The organism is Streptomyces sp. NBC_00237 (assembly GCF_026342435.1).
Classification (GTDB): Bacteria; Actinomycetota; Actinomycetes; order Streptomycetales; family Streptomycetaceae; genus Streptomyces.
The window spans coordinates 97,813-115,479 of record NZ_JAPEMT010000002.1; the positions used below are offsets into that span (position 1 = coordinate 97,813).

The 17,667-nt window shown below is 72.0% G+C and carries 15 protein-coding genes; 7 read left to right on the top strand and 8 right to left on the bottom strand.

Annotated elements, in window-relative coordinates:
• Genes OG897_RS14855 through OG897_RS14870 form a run of 4 tightly spaced genes read left to right on the top strand, consistent with a single transcriptional unit; the run spans position 1 to position 4,620 of the window.
• Positions 1–765, top strand: coding sequence for a hypothetical protein (locus tag OG897_RS14855; protein ID WP_266656965.1), 765 nt, complete (start codon positions 1–3; stop codon positions 763–765).
• Entirely contained in the window at positions 762–2,636 is a 1,875-nt protein-coding gene (locus tag OG897_RS14860) for a non-ribosomal peptide synthetase (protein ID WP_266656967.1), read from the top strand. Before OG897_RS14855 ends, OG897_RS14860 begins: the two co-directional genes overlap by 4 nt.
• Complete coding sequence (locus tag OG897_RS14865) at positions 2,633–3,889, top strand: cytochrome P450 (protein ID WP_266656969.1); 1,257 nt, start codon at positions 2,633–2,635, stop codon at positions 3,887–3,889. Before OG897_RS14860 ends, OG897_RS14865 begins: the two co-directional genes overlap by 4 nt.
• Positions 3,886–4,620, top strand: coding sequence for a thioesterase II family protein (locus tag OG897_RS14870; protein ID WP_266656971.1), 735 nt, complete (start codon positions 3,886–3,888; stop codon positions 4,618–4,620). The genes OG897_RS14865 and OG897_RS14870 overlap by 4 nt, the downstream gene beginning before the upstream one ends.
• Before the next feature lie 62 nt (positions 4,621–4,682).
• Here OG897_RS14870 and OG897_RS14875 read toward each other — a convergent pair whose 3' ends face one another.
• Positions 4,683–5,450: an NPP1 family protein gene (locus OG897_RS14875; RefSeq protein WP_266656973.1), complete on the bottom strand. Its 768-nt coding sequence runs from the start codon at positions 5,448–5,450 to the stop codon at positions 4,683–4,685.
• A gap of 147 nt (positions 5,451–5,597) precedes the next feature.
• On the opposite strand from OG897_RS14875, the gene OG897_RS14880 reads away from it, so the two are divergent.
• Positions 5,598–6,248, top strand: a complete 651-nt coding sequence (locus OG897_RS14880; RefSeq protein WP_266656975.1) for a class I SAM-dependent methyltransferase — start codon at positions 5,598–5,600, stop codon at positions 6,246–6,248.
• Between the two features lie 23 nt (positions 6,249–6,271).
• Here OG897_RS14880 and OG897_RS14885 read toward each other — a convergent pair whose 3' ends face one another.
• Both OG897_RS14885 and kstD read right to left on the bottom strand, forming a co-directional pair.
• Positions 6,272–7,081 (bottom strand): endonuclease I family protein, encoded by an 810-nt coding sequence (locus OG897_RS14885; protein WP_266656977.1) that lies wholly within the window; start codon positions 7,079–7,081, stop codon positions 6,272–6,274.
• 158 nt (positions 7,082–7,239) lie between these two features.
• The gene (kstD, locus tag OG897_RS14890) at positions 7,240–9,039 is read right to left on the bottom strand and encodes a 3-oxosteroid 1-dehydrogenase (protein WP_266660187.1); all 1,800 of its coding nucleotides are present in this window, start codon (positions 9,037–9,039) and stop codon (positions 7,240–7,242) included.
• Between the two features lie 277 nt (positions 9,040–9,316).
• Here kstD and OG897_RS14895 point away from each other — a divergent pair, with 277 nt between their 5' ends.
• On the top strand, positions 9,317–10,183 hold the full coding sequence (locus OG897_RS14895; protein ID WP_266656979.1) for a hypothetical protein: 867 nt from the start codon (positions 9,317–9,319) through the stop codon (positions 10,181–10,183).
• Positions 10,184–10,301: 118 nt separating this feature from the next.
• On the opposite strand, the gene OG897_RS14900 is transcribed toward OG897_RS14895, so the two are convergent.
• From OG897_RS14900 to OG897_RS14910, 3 genes are all read right to left on the bottom strand, one after another.
• Complete coding sequence (locus tag OG897_RS14900; RefSeq protein WP_266656981.1) at positions 10,302–11,255, bottom strand: sigma-70 family RNA polymerase sigma factor; 954 nt, start codon at positions 11,253–11,255, stop codon at positions 10,302–10,304.
• An 18-nt stretch (positions 11,256–11,273) separates the two neighbouring features.
• On the bottom strand, positions 11,274–12,500 hold the full coding sequence (locus tag OG897_RS14905) for an NAD(P)/FAD-dependent oxidoreductase (protein WP_266656983.1): 1,227 nt from the start codon (positions 12,498–12,500) through the stop codon (positions 11,274–11,276).
• 159 nt (positions 12,501–12,659) lie between these two features.
• Complete coding sequence (locus OG897_RS14910) at positions 12,660–13,931, bottom strand: APC family permease (RefSeq protein ID WP_266656985.1); 1,272 nt, start codon at positions 13,929–13,931, stop codon at positions 12,660–12,662.
• A gap of 159 nt (positions 13,932–14,090) precedes the next feature.
• Here OG897_RS14910 and OG897_RS14915 point away from each other — a divergent pair, with 159 nt between their 5' ends.
• The gene (locus OG897_RS14915) at positions 14,091–14,531 is read left to right on the top strand and encodes a hypothetical protein (protein WP_266656987.1); all 441 of its coding nucleotides are present in this window, start codon (positions 14,091–14,093) and stop codon (positions 14,529–14,531) included.
• Between the two features lie 11 nt (positions 14,532–14,542).
• On the opposite strand, the gene OG897_RS14920 is transcribed toward OG897_RS14915, so the two are convergent.
• Complete coding sequence (locus tag OG897_RS14920) at positions 14,543–16,117, bottom strand: TIGR03086 family metal-binding protein (RefSeq protein WP_266656989.1); 1,575 nt, start codon at positions 16,115–16,117, stop codon at positions 14,543–14,545.
• Between the two features lie 69 nt (positions 16,118–16,186).
• Positions 16,187–17,494, bottom strand: coding sequence for a phytase (locus OG897_RS14925; RefSeq protein WP_266656991.1), 1,308 nt, complete (start codon positions 17,492–17,494; stop codon positions 16,187–16,189).
• Positions 17,495–17,667: the final 173 nt, after the last annotated feature.

The window sequence follows — 17,667 nt, forward strand, 5'->3', positions numbered from 1 at the left end:
GTGGGCACCCCCGACGACACGATCCGGGTCGGCCGCCGCTACAACGGCCCGCCCGCCAGCGCCAACGGCGGCTACTTCTCCGGTCTCCTGGCGCCGCGCGCGCGACGGATGCTGGACGTCGAAGGCGACCTCGTGGTCCAGCTGCACGCCCCGCCTCCGCTGGACACCGACCTCCGGCTGGCCCCGGCCGGCCGGCGGGTCCACGTCTGGCACGGCGACGTCCTCGTCGCGACCGCAGCACCCCAGGCCATCGGCACCGACACCGTGGAAGCCATCGCCCCCGACCTCGCCGAGCAGGCCATGTTCCGGTACGAAGGGCACGGCGCCCACCCCTTCCCCACCTGCTTCGTGTGCGGTCCCCGGCACCCGGACGGCCTGCGGCTGGCACCCGGCCCGGTGGCGGGCCATGGCAACCACGTCGCCTGTCTCTGGACGCCGGACGCCTCGACCGACGACGGGACAGGGACCGGCCTCGTCTCCGAGGAACTGGTGTGGGCGGCGCTGGACTGCCCCGGAGGCTGGACGCTCGACCCGCTGCGCAGCCCGCTGGTGCTGGGCCGGATGACGGCCCGGATCACGGCACTGCCCCGCGTCGGGGAAACCGTCGTCGCGGTGGGGCGCGGTACGCCCGGCGACGGCCGGGTCCACAGCTGCACCACGGCGCTCGTGCGCCGTGACGGAACCGAACTGGCCCGCTCGACGGCGACCTGGGTCCGTCTGGCGCCCACCGCATCACCTCAGGACACGAAGGCGGCAATCAGTTGACCAGCACGATCCCGACGACGGACACCACGGGCGTTCCCGGGTTCATCGGCAGTGGAGAGCCCGCGTTCACCGCACGGGCCCTCCATGAACTCGTCATCGAGCAGGCCGGGCGCGCACCGCACGCACCCGCCGTGACCTGCGACGGCCAGACCCTCACGTATCAGCAGCTCGTCACCCGGGCCCAAGACCTCGCGGAGCGGCTCCGGGCCGAGGGCCTGGCTGCGGAGGACGTCGTGGGCGTGCTGATGCGGCGGTCCCCCGAGCTGATCGTGGCTCTCCTCGCGGTGCTCATGGCGGGCGGCGCGTACCTCGGACTCGAACCGGACGACCCGCCGGGCCGACGGGAGGCCCTGCTCACCGACGCCGGGGTGAGGCTGGTGATCGTCGACGTACCGCTCCTGGACCGCGTCCCCGAAGGCGTCGCCGCGATCTCGCCGGACCCCGAGGCGATCTCGCCAGACCCAGGAACGCCGGAGCCCACCGAGGGGCCGACCGCTCCCGCGCCCCCCTGCCACCCCGACCGGCTCGCCTACGTCAGCTACACCTCGGGGTCCACCGGAGAGCCCAAGGGCGTCGCCGTGCCGCACCGGGCGGTCGACCGCCTGGTCCGGGGCGCGGACTGGATGGAAGCCAGGGCCGACGACGTCTTCCTGCACATCGCGCCGGTCGCGTTCGACGCGTCCACGCTGGAGATCTGGGCCGCCCTGGTCAACGGCTGCCGTCTGGTCGTCTTCCCACCGGTCGCGATCACCCTGGAGCAGGTGGCGGACACCGTCCGCACCGAGGGCGTGACCGTTCTCCTCCTGACCACCGGGCTCTTCCACCAGATGGCGGGCTCCCGGCCGGACGCGTTCGCCGGTGTGCGCCACGTCCTCACGGGTGGTGACGTCGCATCGCCCCGTCATGTGGGGCGGCTGCTGGACACGTACCCGGACCTGCTCTTCACCAACGGGTACGGACCGACCGAGAACACCACCTACACCACCTGCTGGACCAGCAGCACCCTCGCGGCCGGGCAGAGCGTGCCGATCGGCCGCCCGATCAGCGGCACCAGGGTCGCCGTACTGGACGACGACCTGCTCCCCGTGCCCCCGGGTGAGTGCGGCGAGTTGTACGCGGCCGGTGCCGGACTGTCGCGCGGCTATCTGCACCGCCCCGCCGCAACCGCCGAACGGTTCGTGCCCGACCCCTTCGCCACCGAGCCGGGGGCCAGGATGTACCGCACCGGCGACCTGGTGCGCCGGAGCCCGGACGGCACGCTGGAGTTCGTCGGGCGTGCGGACGAACAGGTCAAGGTGCAGGGCTACCGCGTCGAACCGCAGGCCGTCGAGGCCGAGTTGGAGCAGATGGCGGGGGTGCGGCACGCGGTCGTGCTGCCGCAGGCGGACCCGGCCGGGGGCACCAGACTCCTCGGCTACGTGGTGCCCACCGAACCCGACCTCGGCGACGCGATCGGTCTGGGCCGCCAACTGCGCCTGGATCTGCGGGAGAAGCTGCCCCCTTACCTCGTTCCCTGGGCGATCCTGATCCGCCCCGAGCTTCCCCTGAACCGCAACGGCAAGGTCGACCGCCGGGCCCTGCCGACGGCGACCCGGGTGCCCAGGAACGTGGCCAACGCGTTCGTCACACCGCTCACCACCGTGGAGTTGCGGCTGACCGAGCTGTGGGGCGACGTCCTGGGGGTCGAACCGATCGGCATCGAGGACGACTTCTTCGAGCTGGGCGGCCACTCGCTGCTGGCCACCGAGCTTCTGGCGGTCGTGCAGAGGGAGTTCGACATGGACGTTCCGGCGCTGACGCTGTTCCTCTCCCCCACCGTGGCGGAGTTCGCGGCCGCGCTCGTGGAGCTGTGGGAGGGACAGACCCGATGACGACGGCACCTTCCGGCGGGCGCTGCCCGGTCTCCGCGACGCAGCAGGTCGATCTGATCGACCCCGACCTCTACGGGGGAGACGGCGCGCACGCGGCCTGGCGGCAGCTGCGCCGATCCGCTCCGGTGAGCTGGCAGCCGGTCCGCGACATCGGGTACTGGTCGGTCGTCACTCACGCGGAGGCCGCCCGGGTCCTGCGCGACCACGACACCTTCACCTCCGAACAGGGCACGTTGCTCAACCTGCTGGGCAAGGGCGACCCGGCCGGCGGCCAGCAGATGGCGGTGACCGACCCACCGGCCCACGCCCGGCTGCGCGGCCCCCTGCAACAGGCCCTGTCCATCAAGAACGTGGAGAACGACCGGGAACGGATCCGCCGCACCGTCGTCGACCTCCTCCAACCCCTCGCCGACGGGGGCCCCTTCGACTTCGCCACCGCCATGGCCGCGCTGCCCATGAGGGTGATCGGCGCGATGATGGCACTGCCGGAGGCGGACTGGCCGCGCCTGATCCGGCTCACCCACATGTGCATCGCGGCGGACGACCCCGAGTTCCAGCTCGCGGCGGGGGCACAGGCCACCCTGCGGGCCGCCCACCGCGAACTCTTCGCCTACTTCCAGGACCTCGTCACCCAGCGGCGGCGTACGCCGGGCGACGACCTGATCAGCGTGCTGCTGACCATGGAGCTCGACGGACGCAGGCTGTCACCGGGCGAGATCGTGTCCAACTGCTACAGCCTGCTGCTGGGCGCGACGGTCACCACGGCCCAGCCCCCGAACGCGGCGATGGCCACACTGGCCGGGACGCCGGGCTTCGACGACTGGGCCGCTCACCCGGACCTGCTGAACAGCGGGGTGGAGGAGTCGCTGCGCTGGGCGTCGCCCACCCAGCACTTCATGCGCCACACCACCCGCGACGTGGAGGTCCGAGGGGTACTGATCCCGGCGGGGGCACCGGTCGTGGTGTGGCTGGGTTCGGCCAACCGCGACGAGGGGGTGTTCGCCGACCCGGACACCTTCGACATCCGGCGCGCTCCCAACAAACACCTCGCGTTCGGTGTGGGCGCGCACTACTGCATCGGGCACACCGTCGCCCGGGTGACCCTGCGGGTCTTCTTCGCGGAACTGCTGGCCAGGTTCACCGACTTCACCCTCGCGGGCCCGCCGACCCGCCTGCGCTCGAACATCATCGCGGGATACGCCCACCTGCCGATCACCGCGAAGACCCGCCGCACGGAAGGCCCCCGCCGATGACCACTCCCCCGCCCCGCAACAAGTGGTTCCTGCGCGAACCGTCGCCCACGGCGGCGGCGCGCCTCTTCTGCCTGCCGTACTCGGGGTGCGGTGCGAGCATGTACCGCCAGTGGCCGACGACGATCGAAGGCGTCGAGGTCTGCCCGGTACAACTGCCGGGCCGGGAGAACCGGATGCGCGAACCGGCCCACTCCACGTACGAGTCCCTGGCCGACGACCTGGCCGAGGCACTGCACCCCTACCTGGACCGCCCCTACGCACTGTTCGGCCACTGCGGCTCCGCACTGGCGGCGTACGAGACGGTGGTACGGCTCACCCAGCGGGGCCACCCGGCCCCGGCCCGGCTCTTCGTCTCCTCCGAGGTGGCTCCGCAGGACGGCCCGTACGGCCGCTTCCTCGACATGACCGACGAGGAACTGGCCGCCGAACTGCGCGAACTGGTCACGGAACTGGGCGGCAGCCTGGAACCGAGCCTGCTCGCCCTGTACCTGGGCGTGCTGCGCAAGGACGTGGACATGAACACGCGCTACCACGTGCCCGAACCGGTCCGGCTGCCGTCGCCGATCACAGCGATCGGCTGGACCGAGGACACGGGCATCGCCCCCTCCCTCATGACCGGCTGGTCCGCCTGCGGCGACACGAGCTTCGCCCTGCTGGAGGGAGGCCACTACCGCTTCATCGAGGCGCCGCAGGAACTGCGGTCGCTGCTGGCGGCGGGGCTGCGCCCCTGACGGGACGATCCGCAGGGGGCGGCCCGCGTCCTCCGCGTACAGGGTCCTACGCGTACGGGGTCCTACGCGTACGGGTCGAAGGGGATGCCGCTCGGCTTGGCCTTCGCGAGGTGCGCCGCGAAGTTGCCGTCCTTGAGGCCGAACACGGCACTGCCGAAGTCGGTCCGGCTGAGCTTGTCGCGAATCCCCTCGGGGTAGCCGTTCCAGCCCACGAGTGCGGGGAACTGCCAGGTGCGCTCGTGGTTCTCCGGAGGTTCGTCCCCCGAGGTCGCGGGGCGGAAGCAGTGCGTGCTCGCACCGTCCTTGTGGTAGACGATCTTGGGGTGCGTCCCGTCCCAGCGGATGCGGTCACGGGAATGGATGTTGAAGTTCCCGTGCGCGGAGGTGGCGACGTAGCGCGCCTCGCCGTTCTGCACCCACACGACGACGTGCTCCCAGTCGTGGCGGTGTCCCCCGAGGCCGCTGCCCAGCACGGCCTGGTCCTTCTCGAAGTACAGCCCGTACATCACGGCGCACCAGCCGTTGTTGCACTTCTGGCGGGCGTACCCGTTGGTGTTGTCGAGGTCCACCGCGTCACGGCACTGCCCGTTGAGCGCACCGGAGGGCTTCAGGCCGCCGTTCGTCGTCCCGTCAGGGCCGATGGCGGCGGTCGGATAACAGCCGTCCGTGTCGTAGTCGAAGGCCGGCTGGTAGGTCTGTTCCTGTACGTCCGCCTGCGCGGGCAACGCCTTCGGCGGCTCGGCGTGGGCACTGCCGGTCGCCGTGACGACCAGCGCGACGGCACTGCCCAGCACGAGCGACATCCGGTACGTCCGTGACTTCGTTCTCACTGTGTCCCCTTCTCTTCTTTCTCTTCTTTTCTTCCTCGCGTGCGCTTCCGCACTGTGTACACGAGGTTCGTCTCATCTGGGATGGGCATGCCAAGGCAGGACGTGATGCGCGGACGCGCGAGAAGCACGACGAGAGGACGTACCGCCATGGACGAGGAGCGCGCCCCCCGGGCGGCGGCCGTCTTCGACGCTCTGGGGGCGGAGTACGAGAGCGCGTTCGGCGCCTCCCCCGCCCACCACGGCTCCCTCCGGCGGCTGCTGGCGGACCTGACCCCGGGCAGCCGGGTTCTGGACGTGGGCAGCGGCACGGGGAGGCCCACCGCGGCCACGCTGACCGCTGCCGGGCACGACGTAGTGGGCGTCGACGTCTCTCCCGTCATGGTCGACCTCGCGCGCCGCCGGGTGCCGCAGGCGGACTTCCGGCAGGCGGACATCCGCGCCATGCCCCTGGCGGACGCTTCGTTCGACGCGGTCTGCGTCTACTTCTCGCTCCTCCAGATGTCACGCGCCGAGCAGTCGTCACTGCTGCACCGGCTCGCGCGCGCCCTGCGCCCCGGCGGAACGTGCGTGGTGGCGACGGTGCCCCTGGACGTCGAGGACGTCCAGGGCGTCTTCATGGGCCAGGACGTACGGGTGACGAGCTTCGCCGCCGAGGACTTCACCGCCGCCGTACGGGAGGCGGGGCTGTCCGTGACCCACGTGGAAAGCCTCCTCTTCACGCCCGCGCACCCGGACGCCGCTCCCGAGCCCCACCTCTTCCTGCACTGCCGCCGCGAGCACCCGCGTCCGACGGGCTGACCGGACTAACCGGGCCGACCGGTTCACCAGATGCTCTCGACCCACTCCGGGTGGTCGACGAACGGATTCCGGTTGTGCTGGTAGGTGCTGTGGATGACCTCGTTGCGGCGCTGCTCGAAGGCGCTGGGCGGGTCCTGGAGCGACCACTGCTTCAGCACGGCCAGACGTCCGATCGCGGGCAGGGAGCCGTTGTTGACCCGGTCGTTGGGCTCCAGGTCCGCGAACCCGTCCCCGCCGTCGTAACGGACCGCCATGTACAGGATCATCCGCGCCACGTCTCCCTTGACGGCGCTGCGCGGCTCGAAGCTGTCGCCGTCGGTGAAGTTGCCGCTCGCCCCCGACACCGGGCTGCCGCCGTTGTCGAAGTCCTTGTTGCCCCGGATGCTGTTCACCGTGACGTCCTCGGGGCGTAGGTGGTGCAGGTCGGTGCCGGGCCCGGCGGACGTACCGAAGTCGCCGTGGGACTTGGCCCAGACGTGCTCGCGGTTCCAGTCGCCGACGTTGCCCCCGTTACGGGTTTTGGCCAGGGACTTCCCCGTGTACAGCTCGATCACGTTCGCGCTGTTCGCCGGGTCCTGGTCGGTGTTCTTCAGCGCCTCCCACACCTGGTCGTAGGAGAGCTTCGTCTGCGCGCTGATGATCGAGTGGAGCGCGCTCTTCAGCGCCGCGCCGCTCTTGCCCTCCGCTGCGGCGTAGTAGGAGTCCAGTCCCCCGGCCGCCGGTATTCGGGCGGACTCGGCGGGGAGGGCGGCGGAGGGGACGGCCGACGCCAGGAGCGACAGGGCCGCTGCGGCTGACGCCGCGAGGCTGAGACGGGTACTGCGACGGGACATGGTGACACGGTCCTCTCACGATGCCCGGCACCGGGCCGGGTCCGGCGGCACAACAGGCGCTGAGCGGACCTTGGCACACCCCGGACAACAAGAGATGACGTGCACGCAACAATCACACCCCCTCACCACCACCTCCCGCCGCGACTCCGTACGGACCGTCAGAAAGCGGGACGAGCGGCACGGGCGGCGCTGTCCGCGACGTGCTGTGCCGCGAGGTAGCCGAAGGTCATCGCGGGGCCGATGGTCGAGCCCGCACCCGCGTAGCTGTGTCCCATCACCGCGGCGCTCGCGTTGCCCGCCGCGTACAGGCCCTCGATCACCGAACCGTCCTCGCGCAACGCCCGTGCCGAGGCGTCGGTGACGATGCCGCCCTTGGTCCCCAGATCTCCCGGGACGATCTTCAGGGCGTGGAACGGCGGCAGCCACAGCTGCCCCAGCGAGGAGTTGGGGCCGACGGACGGATCGGCGAAGTAGTGGTCGTACGCGCTGTCACCGCGCCCCTGGTCGGTGTCCTTGCCGGTGCGGGCCTGTTGGTTGAACCGGTTCACGGTGGCGCGCAGCGCCGCCCCCGGCACCCCGATCTCACGGGCCAGGCCGTCCAGGGTCAGCGCCGAGTGCACCGCGCCCGACGTGTACCAGGAGTGCGGGAAGGGCAGCGTGGGCGCCACCGTGCGGAACAGGTAGCGGTTGCGGTAGTTCTGGTCGACGACCAGCCAGGCCGGGATGCAGGGGTCGGCGGGGTTCCGGTCGTACATCCGGTGCACCACATCGCTGTACGGGGCGGCCTCGTTGACGAATCTGCCGCCCGCCGCGTCCACGAACAGTCCCCCCGGCAGCGTGCGCTCGGCCAGGCAGAAGTACGGACCGTCCGGCAGCGGTACCGCAGGGCCCCACCAGGCGTCGTCCATCAGCGCGAGCGCCGCACCGGCGCGCTGCCCGGCCCGGATGCCGTCGCCGGTGTTCTCCTTCGCGCCCATGGTCCACTCCGTACCGATGGGCGCTCGCTGGTACTGCCGTCGCATGGCCGCGTCGTGCTCGAAGCCGCCCGACCCCACGATCACGCCGTGTCGGGCTCGGACCAGGCCCGGCGCGCCCGCCCGGTCCACCAGCACTCCGGCGACGCGACCGGCCTCCGAGTGGAGGTCCACGAGCGGGGTGTTCAGCCACACCGGTACGCCCGCGTCCAGCAGGCCCTTGCGCAGCGCCCCTGCCAGGGCCTGCCCCATGGTCAGCGGCTTCTCGCCGCGCAGCGCCGCCGCCGTGCCGCGTGCCAGTGCCTCGGCGGCGACGGCCACGCCCCGGGGGTGCACGGCGGTCAGGTTCAGCCACCGGTAGTCCTGGCTGAAGACCACCAGACCTGCGGGTACGGGCAGGTACGAGGGGTTGAGCCGGGCGAGCTCCGCACCGAGCAGGTTGCCGTCGAAGACGTCGGGCTCGATCGAGCGGCCCATCGCCAGGCCGCCGGGCCGCTCGGGGTAGTAGTCGCTGTACCCCTCCATCCAGCGGAACCGCAGCGGGCTGTTGCGCTGCACGAAGTCGATCATCTTCGGACCGTTCGCGAGGAACGCCCGCTGCCGCTCCACCGGTACCTCGTCGCCGACGACGGCCGCCAGATAACCGGCCGCCTTCGCCGGTGTGTCCGGTACCCCGGCGGCCAGGATCACCGGGTTGTTGGGAATCCAGATGCCCGCACCCGAGCGTGCCGCGGACCCGCCGAAGGTCGGGGCCTTCTCCAGCACGACACAGCTCAGGCCCCGCTGCTTCGCGGCGAGCGCGGCGGTCAGCCCGGCCGCACCCGATCCGACCACCACCACGTCGTACTCACCGACGACCGGGGCGTCAGCGGCGTACGACGTGCCCGTGCCGTTCAGCGCACCGGCGCCGACCGCGAGTCCGGCGGCTCCGAGCACCGCGCGCCGGGAAGGACGGGAGGGTCTGGGCACCGAGGGTCTGAGCATGGAGGGTCTGGACATGGAGTCTCCAAGTGCTGCGCAAGGAAGCAAAGGTGACGAAGGCTCAGCAATCTGACCGGTCGGGCCACAGATGTCAAGGGATGCGCAAGGGGGGGGCGTACGGGGTGCCCGCCGTGGCGAACGGGCGCCCGGCCGGTGCCGCCCGGCAGAGCCCGAGCCACAGCCGGGAGCGCGCGGCGGCGCCCGGCCGGACGTCTCCGGTTCATCACACCCACCCTCGCCGGTCACCCCCTCCTCATGCACGACCGTGATCATTTGCCGCATGACCTCCACTCTCCGGGCCCTGCGCCCGGCCGCAGCCGGTTCCGTTCTCGCGCTCGCCGTGTCCGCCGCGCTCCTCTCTCCCGCTTCCCCGGCGCACGCCGCCGCCAATGCCGTCCCCACCTACGAGGTGAAGATCAACCTCACGGTGGCGGCGCTCGACGCGTCCCGCGCGCCGAGTGCGGCCCTCCGGTCGGCGTTCGGCATCACCGGGTCCGCGAAGGCACGTTCGTACAGCTACTACGACACCGACAACCGGGCCCTCGACGCCGAGGGGTGGAGCGTCCGGCTGCGGCACAAGGACGGCTCGTCGTTCGAGGAGACGTACAAGAAGCGCTTCCCGGTCACGGACGGGAACCTCGACGCGGCTCTGAACACGGCCAACGCGGCCGGGTTCGACAGCAGCGACACCAACTACAAGGCCGAGGTGGACTGGGGTTACGGCAAGCAGACCCTGAGCTTCAGCAACGAGAAGAAGCGCAGCGCCTCGGGTTACTCCGGCACGTCCCTGCCGTCGAGCGACACCGGACGCGGCTGGCTGGTCAGCGACGTACCGGGCAAGCTGAAGGACGCGAAGCCGAACGGCTGGGGTGCGACCACGCTCGGTGCGTCCCGCGCGCACGGTCCGGTGACGGCGAAGGTGTACAGCGGGGCGTGGGGGGCCTCCGACGACGCGAGCGTCGAGGTGCTGCCGGTGGTCGGGGCGGACGGTACGGGCACGGAGTACGTCGTCGAGCTGTCGTTCAAGACCGACTCCCGCACGGCGGCTGCCGACCTGCACAAGAACTCGATCGCCGTCGCCGAGTCCAACGGCTGGCTGTACCGGGGCGACATCCTCAAGACGCAGCTCATCCTGGACCGTTACTAGGGAGTTGCTGGGCCTTCGCGGTCAGTCACGGTCCCGCCGCGCCGCGCCGCCGGACAGGAGGCTCCCGCGCGGTCACGCCTTGCCGACGGGTACGTACGACCACGGTCGGCCGCTCCGGTCACCACGAGGTGATGACCGGTGCGTCGGGTTCGTGCTGCCGCCACGCCTCGTTGAGGCGCGCGAGCCGGCCGGCCGCGGCGATGGCGCGCAGGGACGCGACCTTCCCGTCACGGACTTCGAAAGCCGCGGCGCCCACGACCCGGTGGTCGAGCACGGCGACGACGGCCGGGGAGCCGTTGACCCACGCGAAATGGAACGTGGGTGAGCCGCCCGCCAGCCGCCGCTTCGCCGGCGTCGGCTTGAAACCGGCCCGCACGTGGGAGGCGACCTGTTCGGGGGTCTTGAACCGCAACAGCCGCTTGGCCAGCCCGGCGCCGTCCGAGAGTGCCACCACGTCGTCGGTGAGCAGGGCCACCAGCCGTTCGGTGCGTCCCGACGCGGCGGCGGCGAGGAACTCTTCCACGATCCGCCGCGCGGACGCGGGGTCGGTCCCACCGCTCCGGCGGCGTTCGGCGGCGACCCGGATCCGGGCCCGGTGGACGTGCTGTTGGCTCGCGGACTCGGTGATGTCGAGGATCTGGGCCACCTCGGCGTGGCTGTACGAGAACGCCTCGCGCAGGACGTAGACGGCTCGCTCGACCGGCGAGAGGCGTTCCATCAGGGTCAGTACGGCCAGCGAAACCGATTCCCGCTGCTCGAAGGTGTCGGCCGGGCCGAGCATCGGGTCGCCCTCCAGGAGCGGTTCGGGCAGCCACGCACCGGCAGCTCGCTCGTGGCGCACCCGTGCCGAGCGGAGCCGGTCGAGGCACAGGTTGGTGACGACCCTGGTCAGCCACGCTTCCGGCATCTCGATCCGTTCCCGGTCGGCGGCCTGCCAGCGCAGGAAGGCGTCCTGGACGGCGTCCTCGGCGTCGGAGGCCGAGCCGAGCAGACGGTAGGCGATCGAGGCCAGCCGGTTTCGGCTGGCCTCGAACCGACCGGTGCCGAAGCGGTCACTGGCGGTGCTGTCCATGCGGAACACCCTAGGTGGCTACGCGACTGCCTTGTCGGCGGGCGCAGTTGGCCCGTGCGGGAGTACTTTCGCGGCGGAGGCGTCCGTTGCGGCGACCAGGTGGCGCTTGCGCTTGGGCATGCAGAAGGTCGGGTGCGCGTTGGTCCACAACGACATCCTGAGGATGGCCGCCTTGAGCCGTGCGGCCTTCCGACCGCCCAGGTACGTCGGCCTCGCCCGTCCTTCGCGGTCGACCGGTTGCAGGATCCCGTCCTGGCGCCCGAGGCTGATGTGGTTGGCCAGGTAGTCCAGCTTGACGTGTCCGATCCTGCTGTCGGTGAGGTGTCCCACGATGGCTTTCAGGGCCTGCATGCCGGTGTAACCGGCCGTGGCGCAGGACATCGGCAGCGGTCGGCCGTTGTCGCCGACGGCCAGGACGCTGTCGCCCGCGGCGTAGACGTTCGGGTGGGAGAGCGAGCGCATGGTGCGGTCGACGACGATCCGGCCGTTCTCCGTGACCTCCAGCCCGGCGGCGGCGGCGATCGGGGTGACCGCGAACCCGGCCGTCCACACGGTGGCGTCGGACGCCAGGGCGGTGCCGTCGGCGCACAGGACCCGTGTCGCCTCGACGGCTTCGACGTTGGTGTGCTCCAGGACGGTGATCCCCAGCCGGTCGCAGGACAGACGCAGGTGGCCCTGGGCTCCGGCGGAGAGCTGGGCCCCCAGCTCGCCTCGGGCGGCCAGCGTCACCGACAGGCCGGGACGGGATTCGGCGATCTCGGTGGCGGTCTCGATGCCGGTCAGCCCGTCGCCGACGGCCACCACGCGCCCGCCTTCCGGCAGGCCGTCCAGACGTTCGCGCAGGCGCAGCGCCGAAGGCCGGGCGGCGACGTCGAAGGCGTGCTCGGCCGCGCCGGGGACGCTCCGGTCGTCACCGTGGCTGCCGAGCGCGTAGAGAAGCGTGTCGTAGCCGAGTTCCCCGTCGCCTTCGGCACCGGCCACGGCGACGACCTGGCGTCCGGGGTCGACGGCGGTGACCCGGGCCAGGCACAGCCGTATCGCCGTGCCCGCGAAGATGTCGGCGAGCTTCTGGGTTCCGATCTCCTGGCCGGCCGCGACCTGGTGGAGCCGCAGCCGCTCGACGAAGTCCGGTACGGCGTTGACCACGGTGATCTCCGTGTCGGCCGGGGACAGTCGGCGGGCCAGGTTGCCCGCCACGTAGGTCCCGGCGTATCCGGCGCCGAGGACGACGATGCGGTGCTTCATGTGATGCTCCTGTCGGTTCGATCCGCTGGACCCTCTCGGTGACGTGAGCGGGACAGGAGCCCGATTTCTGACAGGAACCAGTTGTGACGTGAGTCACTGGTCGGTCGCGGGCGTCGGGGTCGCCCGCTGAAATTACGGCGGTGGCGGCCGGTGAGCCGGTCAGGCCCTGCGGGCGGTCACCGCGCGACGCACCGCGTAGGCGGCGGCACCGGCCGTCAGGACCGCCGCTCCGGCGATCACTGAGGAGACCGGGAGGGCGAAGGCCAGAACGAGGCACCCGGCCAGCCCGACGACCGGGACGATCCGCGCAGGTCGGCCCTCGTCCGGTGTGAGCGTCCAGGCGGAGGCGTTGGCCACGGCGTAGTAGGCCAGCACCCCGAAGGAGGAGAAGCCGATCGCCCCGCGCACGTCGGAGGTCGCGGCGAGCACGGCCACGACGGCGCCGACCACGAGTTCGGCGCGGTGCGGGACCTGGAACTTCGGGTGGACGGCGGCCAGGACGTACGGGAAGTGCCGGTCGCGGGCCATCGCGAAGGTCGTACGGGAGACTCCGAGGATCAGCGCGAGGAGCGAGCCGAGCGCGGCCACCGCGGCACCCGTCCGGACGACCGGCGCCAGCCAGTCCGCCCCTGCGGCTCGGGCCGCGTCCGACAGCGGAGCGGTGGAGTCCGCGAGGCGTTGCGGGCCCAGCACGACCAGGACGGCCAGGGCGACGGCGACGTAGACGACGAAGGCGATGCCGAGAGCGATCGGGATCGCCCGGGGGATGGTGCGGGCGGGATCGCGGACCTCCTCGCCGAGGGTGGCGATGCGGGCGTAGCCCGCGAAGGCGAAGAACAGCAGGCCCGCCGCCTGGAGCACCCCGCCGAAGGTCGCGTCGTCACCGATGCCGAGCCGGGTGGTGTCCGTGTCGCCGGAGGTGGCCGCCGCGACGACCACCGCGGCCAGCACGGCCAGGACCACGGCGACGATGACGCGGGTGAGCCAGGCGGACTTCTGCACCCCGGCGTAGTTGACGGCGGTCAGCGCCACCACGGCGGCGACCGCGACGGCATGAGCCTGGCCGGGCCACGCGTAGGAGCCGACGGTCAGCGCCATGGCCGCGCAGGAGGCGGTCTTGCCGACCACGAACGCCCACCCGGCGAGGTAGCCCCAGAACTCGCCCAGCCGCTCCCGCCCGTAGACGTAGGTGCCTCCAGAGGCGGGGTACCGGGCGGCCAGGCGCGCCGAGGACGTGGCGTTGCAGTACGCCACCACCCCTGCCAGTGCCAGGCCGAGCAGCAGCCCCGACCCGGCCGCACCGGCCGCCGGAGCCAGGGCGGCGAAGATCCCCGCCCCGATCATCGACCCCAGGCCGATCACCACGGCGTCGAAGACCCCCAGCCGCCGCTTCAACTCGCCCGTGCCCGCGGGCTCCGGCACCGCACCCATCGCTCGCTCCCCCACCACACTCCGGCAGACGTACGGGCGCACCGTACTCGACCGGGTCGGGGCCCTGCGCCGGAGGTGCCACGAAGGTGCCCCCCGACGTGGGGACGTGGCCGGGGCCCTGGTGTGGGGTGTGGCGGCTGGGCAGGCTAGTTTGCTCGGATGAGTCTTCTTGATGATGTGGCCGAGCGCGACGGCTGGCGGTGCTGGGTCTGTGACGAGCCGGTCGACCCCGACGAGTCGGTGAACGACCCTCGGGGGCCGAGCGTCGACAGCCGGACCGCCGACCGGAAGGCCAAGGTCGCCGAGCGGCTCGCGCACCGCGGGTGCAACACCCGCAAGGGTGCGGTCAAGGTGGTCATCGCCTGGCCGGAGCATCTGTACGTGGTCGAACCGGCGCCGCTGATCACCGTTGCCGGGCGGCTGGAGCGCAAGGGGGGCCGCGAGATGGTGGGCCGTTGCCCGACCGAGCGGGACGCCCGGGAAGCTGCGGACTGGCTGGTGGACCGGTTCTCCCGGCTGGTGCCGGGGCTGCCGGTGACCGCCGGCATCGAGGCGGGCGGCGGCCAGTTCCTCCTCGTCCTGACCGCCGGTCGCCGCTGACCGGGGGTCCGTCAGGTGACGGTGCGGCCGAGGTAGGCGGCCAGGCGGTCGAGCGCACACGCGTCGGCGGGGAGCGGCTGCGGTTCGGCGAACGAGCCCGCAGCGGTGCGCGGCAGGCCGCCGTAGATCTCCCGTACGACGGGCAGGGCCGATGCGGCGAGGCCGGGCAGCAGGTCGTGCGGCTGCCCGGTGGCCCTGGCGAGGTCCCATCCGTGGACGAGCATCTCGATCACCAGTTGCTCGACCAACCGCCGTCCCGGTGCCGGACCGTACCGCTGGTCGAGCATGCCGGGCCGCTCGAAGGCCGCCAGGGCCGCTTCGGAGGCGGACCGGAACGCCTCGACGTGATGGTCGCCGAGGTGATCGGCGGCCACGTCGGTACGGGGGGCTCCGTCGGCCAGGCCCGCCCACAACAGGTTCTCCCAGACCAGGTGGTCGAGCAGGGCGCGGACGTCCCAGTCGGCGCAGGGTGTCGGCCGGTCGAAGCGGCCCGGGTCCACGGCGGACACGAGGCCGGTCACGGCTGCCAGGACTTCGCGGCAGGCGTTCAGCACGCCCGTCGGCTCCCACGCGTCGGCGCCCGTGTCGTACATCGCGCCGAGTTCCGCGGCGCGTGCGCCGGGTTCGGGGTTGGTCCGCAGCGCGGTCGTCAGCCACTCCCCGGCTGCCGCCATGCTGGGCCGTACCGGTCTGGCGTTGACGAGGCACAGCAGGTGCCAGTAGCGCTCGACGTGTACGTCGGAGGCGACCTCAAGCTGTTCCAACAGCACGCGGCGAGCGTGCGCGTCGTCCGTGCGCGGCCCGCGAGGCAGAGATGCCTGCGTGGGAATCCAGGCGGCCACGACCGCGGCGACGACGGCATCGGCTGCCGGTGAGTCCGGGGCGAGCCCGCTGTCGATCGCCGCGTTGACACGGCTGAGCCAGCCGTCGGTCACGCGTTCCGCCTCCCGCAGCGTGCCTTCGTCGTGCTCGCCGGGAGCGTGCTCGGCGGCGTACCGCGCCATGCGGCGCATCCCGTTGCGCAGGGCCGGGTTCGTGACGAGTTCGCTCAGTTCGATCCAGGCGTCGACCTGTTCGTCCGTGGGGTCGGCGGGCAGGTCCGGGGTGGCCGCCAGCAGGCCGTGGCGGTAGGTGGGAACGTCCAGGTCTCCGAGGAGGTCCGTGAGGAAGTCCTGGAGGAGCGTGCGGCGTTCGGCGGCGGACATGCGTGCCCGTCGGGTCATGGCGGTGAGTTCCTCGGGGGTGGTGGTGCGGCGGGTGGCCGAGCGCAGGACCGCTTGCTGCGAGCGCAGCGCGCGGATCTGTACTTCCAGTGCGTCGACGTGAGCCTCGGCCACCTCGGTCCAGGTGTGTTCGCGGCTCAGGACAGCGCGCATCGCCGCCAGGCCCAGGCCGAGGTCCCGCAGGGTCCGTGCCAGCTCCAGGCGGGCCACGGCGTCGGAGTCGTAGACCCGGTAACCGGCCGGGGTCCTTCCGGCGGGCGGCACCACTCCGGTGTCGGACCAGTGCCGGATGAGCTTCACCGTCAGTCCGGTCTTCCGCGCCACCTCCCCGATGCTCCAGAGATCGGCGTTGTCGTCGTCCATGCGCTTCACTCTCGGGTCTCCCACGGGGGGAGAGTCAACCGCCCGCCGGTCACCGGAGCCGGGGGCGGGTCAGTCGTCGAGGGCGTTCAGGACCTTGCCGAGGTCGACGAACTTGAAGTTGGTCGCGGGGCGGTCGCCGCCGCCGGGGGCGTCGTGACCGTCCTGTACGACGAGGAGGCCGTGCGGGTACCTGGAGCCGAGGGGGGCGTTGAGTGCGGCGGCGCCGTCGCACTCCTCGGAGCCGTCCAGGGTGCTGCTCGCGGGCGCGACGCGGAATCCGCCCTCGTACGCGTTGTCGTCCTTCTGCTCGCGGTCGTAGGCGGCGAAGGTGTTGTCGCCCTGGCTGGAGGCGAGGAGGTAGCCGTCGCCGTCGCGTTCGGTGACCAGCGTGAGGCCCTCGACGTCCGCGGTGAGCCTGCTGCCTCCGAAGCCGGGGTCGGTGCCCTGGGTGCACTCCTCGGTCTGCTCGTCGTAGGTGCCCGGGACGCCGTACTCGCGGACCTTGTCGATCAGTTGGGGGGTGCCGGTGAGGTCGGCGCGCAGGCGCCAGATGCCGATGTCCTCCTGGCCCGCGTAGAGGGTTCCGTCGGCCGGGTCGACGACCATGCCCTCGACCTGCGGCAGTTCACCGGGTTCCCCGCAGGGCGTCCACGAGGTGCCGTTGGGCAGCCGGAACGTGGAGGGCAGGTCCAGGGTGCGGATCTTGCGGTACGTGACCTTGCCGCCGGTGGCCGGGAGGAGTTCGAGGAGGGCGATGCTCGTGCGTTCCCTGCGGCTCACCAGGGCGTACGAGCGGTGGGACTTCGGGTCGGTCCAGGTGGCGAGACCGTACGCGGTCTGCTGGTCGTTGACCTCGGCCTGGTCGCGGGAGAACACTGCGGGGGCTGCCGGGTCGGTGACGTCGGTGAGCGGGCCTCCGCTGCGCTCGCGGTCGATGCGGTAGAAGCGCAGCCGGTCGTGGCCTCGGTCGCTGGTGACGGCCAGGTCCGCCCGTCCCGAGGACAGGCGCAGGCCCTGGACGAGGTCCACGTTGTTGAACCGGCCCGGGGCGTCGTCCGGCCCGGCGGCGGGCGGCGCGGCCAGCGACTGCACCGGGCGGGCGTCCATGTCGTAGACGCGCAGGCCCCCCTCCTTGGCGGTCGCGATGACCAGGCTGCGGCCGGGAGCGGCGGCGTTGCGCCAGATCGCCGGATCGTCGGCGTCGGCGTTGCCGCCCTCGGCGTCGTCGTGCAGGACCGGCGTCTCGGCACGCGGGGTGACGACGGGAAGCGGGCCGTGAGAGGCACGGTGTTGGGCCTGGGCGGGCACCGTCAGGGCCGCTGCCGCGAGCGTGGTCAGGGCCAGTACGAGCGACCGGGCTGTTCGGGAGCGAGGCACGCAAGTCTCCTTCTGTCAGGGGTGGTTCTGCGCGAGCGTCCTGCCTGCGGGTGTCGGCGCGGCAGACGGGGGACGACGGGCAGCCCGGTGTCCGGGTGCATACGAGGTGAACGAGGGCTCGACGGCCGTGGCGGCTCGCTGGTCAGCGCGCGCCGGTCACGGGTCAGCGGTCG

Coding starts and splice junctions, on each gene's coding strand:
- OG897_RS14895 (WP_266656979.1), top strand. CDS start 9,317: ATGACCTCCACTCTCCGGGCCCTGCGCCCGGCCGCAGCCGGTTCCGTT.
- OG897_RS14865 (WP_266656969.1), top strand. CDS start 2,633: ATGACGACGGCACCTTCCGGCGGGCGCTGCCCGGTCTCCGCGACGCAG.
- OG897_RS14885 (WP_266656977.1), bottom strand. CDS start 7,081: ATGTCCCGTCGCAGTACCCGTCTCAGCCTCGCGGCGTCAGCCGCAGCG.
- OG897_RS14880 (WP_266656975.1), top strand. CDS start 5,598: ATGGACGAGGAGCGCGCCCCCCGGGCGGCGGCCGTCTTCGACGCTCTG.
- OG897_RS14915 (WP_266656987.1), top strand. CDS start 14,091: ATGAGTCTTCTTGATGATGTGGCCGAGCGCGACGGCTGGCGGTGCTGG.
- OG897_RS14900 (WP_266656981.1), bottom strand. CDS start 11,255: ATGGACAGCACCGCCAGTGACCGCTTCGGCACCGGTCGGTTCGAGGCC.
- kstD (WP_266660187.1), bottom strand. CDS start 9,039: ATGCTCAGACCCTCGGTGCCCAGACCCTCCCGTCCTTCCCGGCGCGCG.
- OG897_RS14920 (WP_266656989.1), bottom strand. CDS start 16,117: ATGGACGACGACAACGCCGATCTCTGGAGCATCGGGGAGGTGGCGCGG.
- OG897_RS14905 (WP_266656983.1), bottom strand. CDS start 12,500: ATGAAGCACCGCATCGTCGTCCTCGGCGCCGGATACGCCGGGACCTAC.
- OG897_RS14910 (WP_266656985.1), bottom strand. CDS start 13,931: ATGGGTGCGGTGCCGGAGCCCGCGGGCACGGGCGAGTTGAAGCGGCGG.
- OG897_RS14870 (WP_266656971.1), top strand. CDS start 3,886: ATGACCACTCCCCCGCCCCGCAACAAGTGGTTCCTGCGCGAACCGTCG.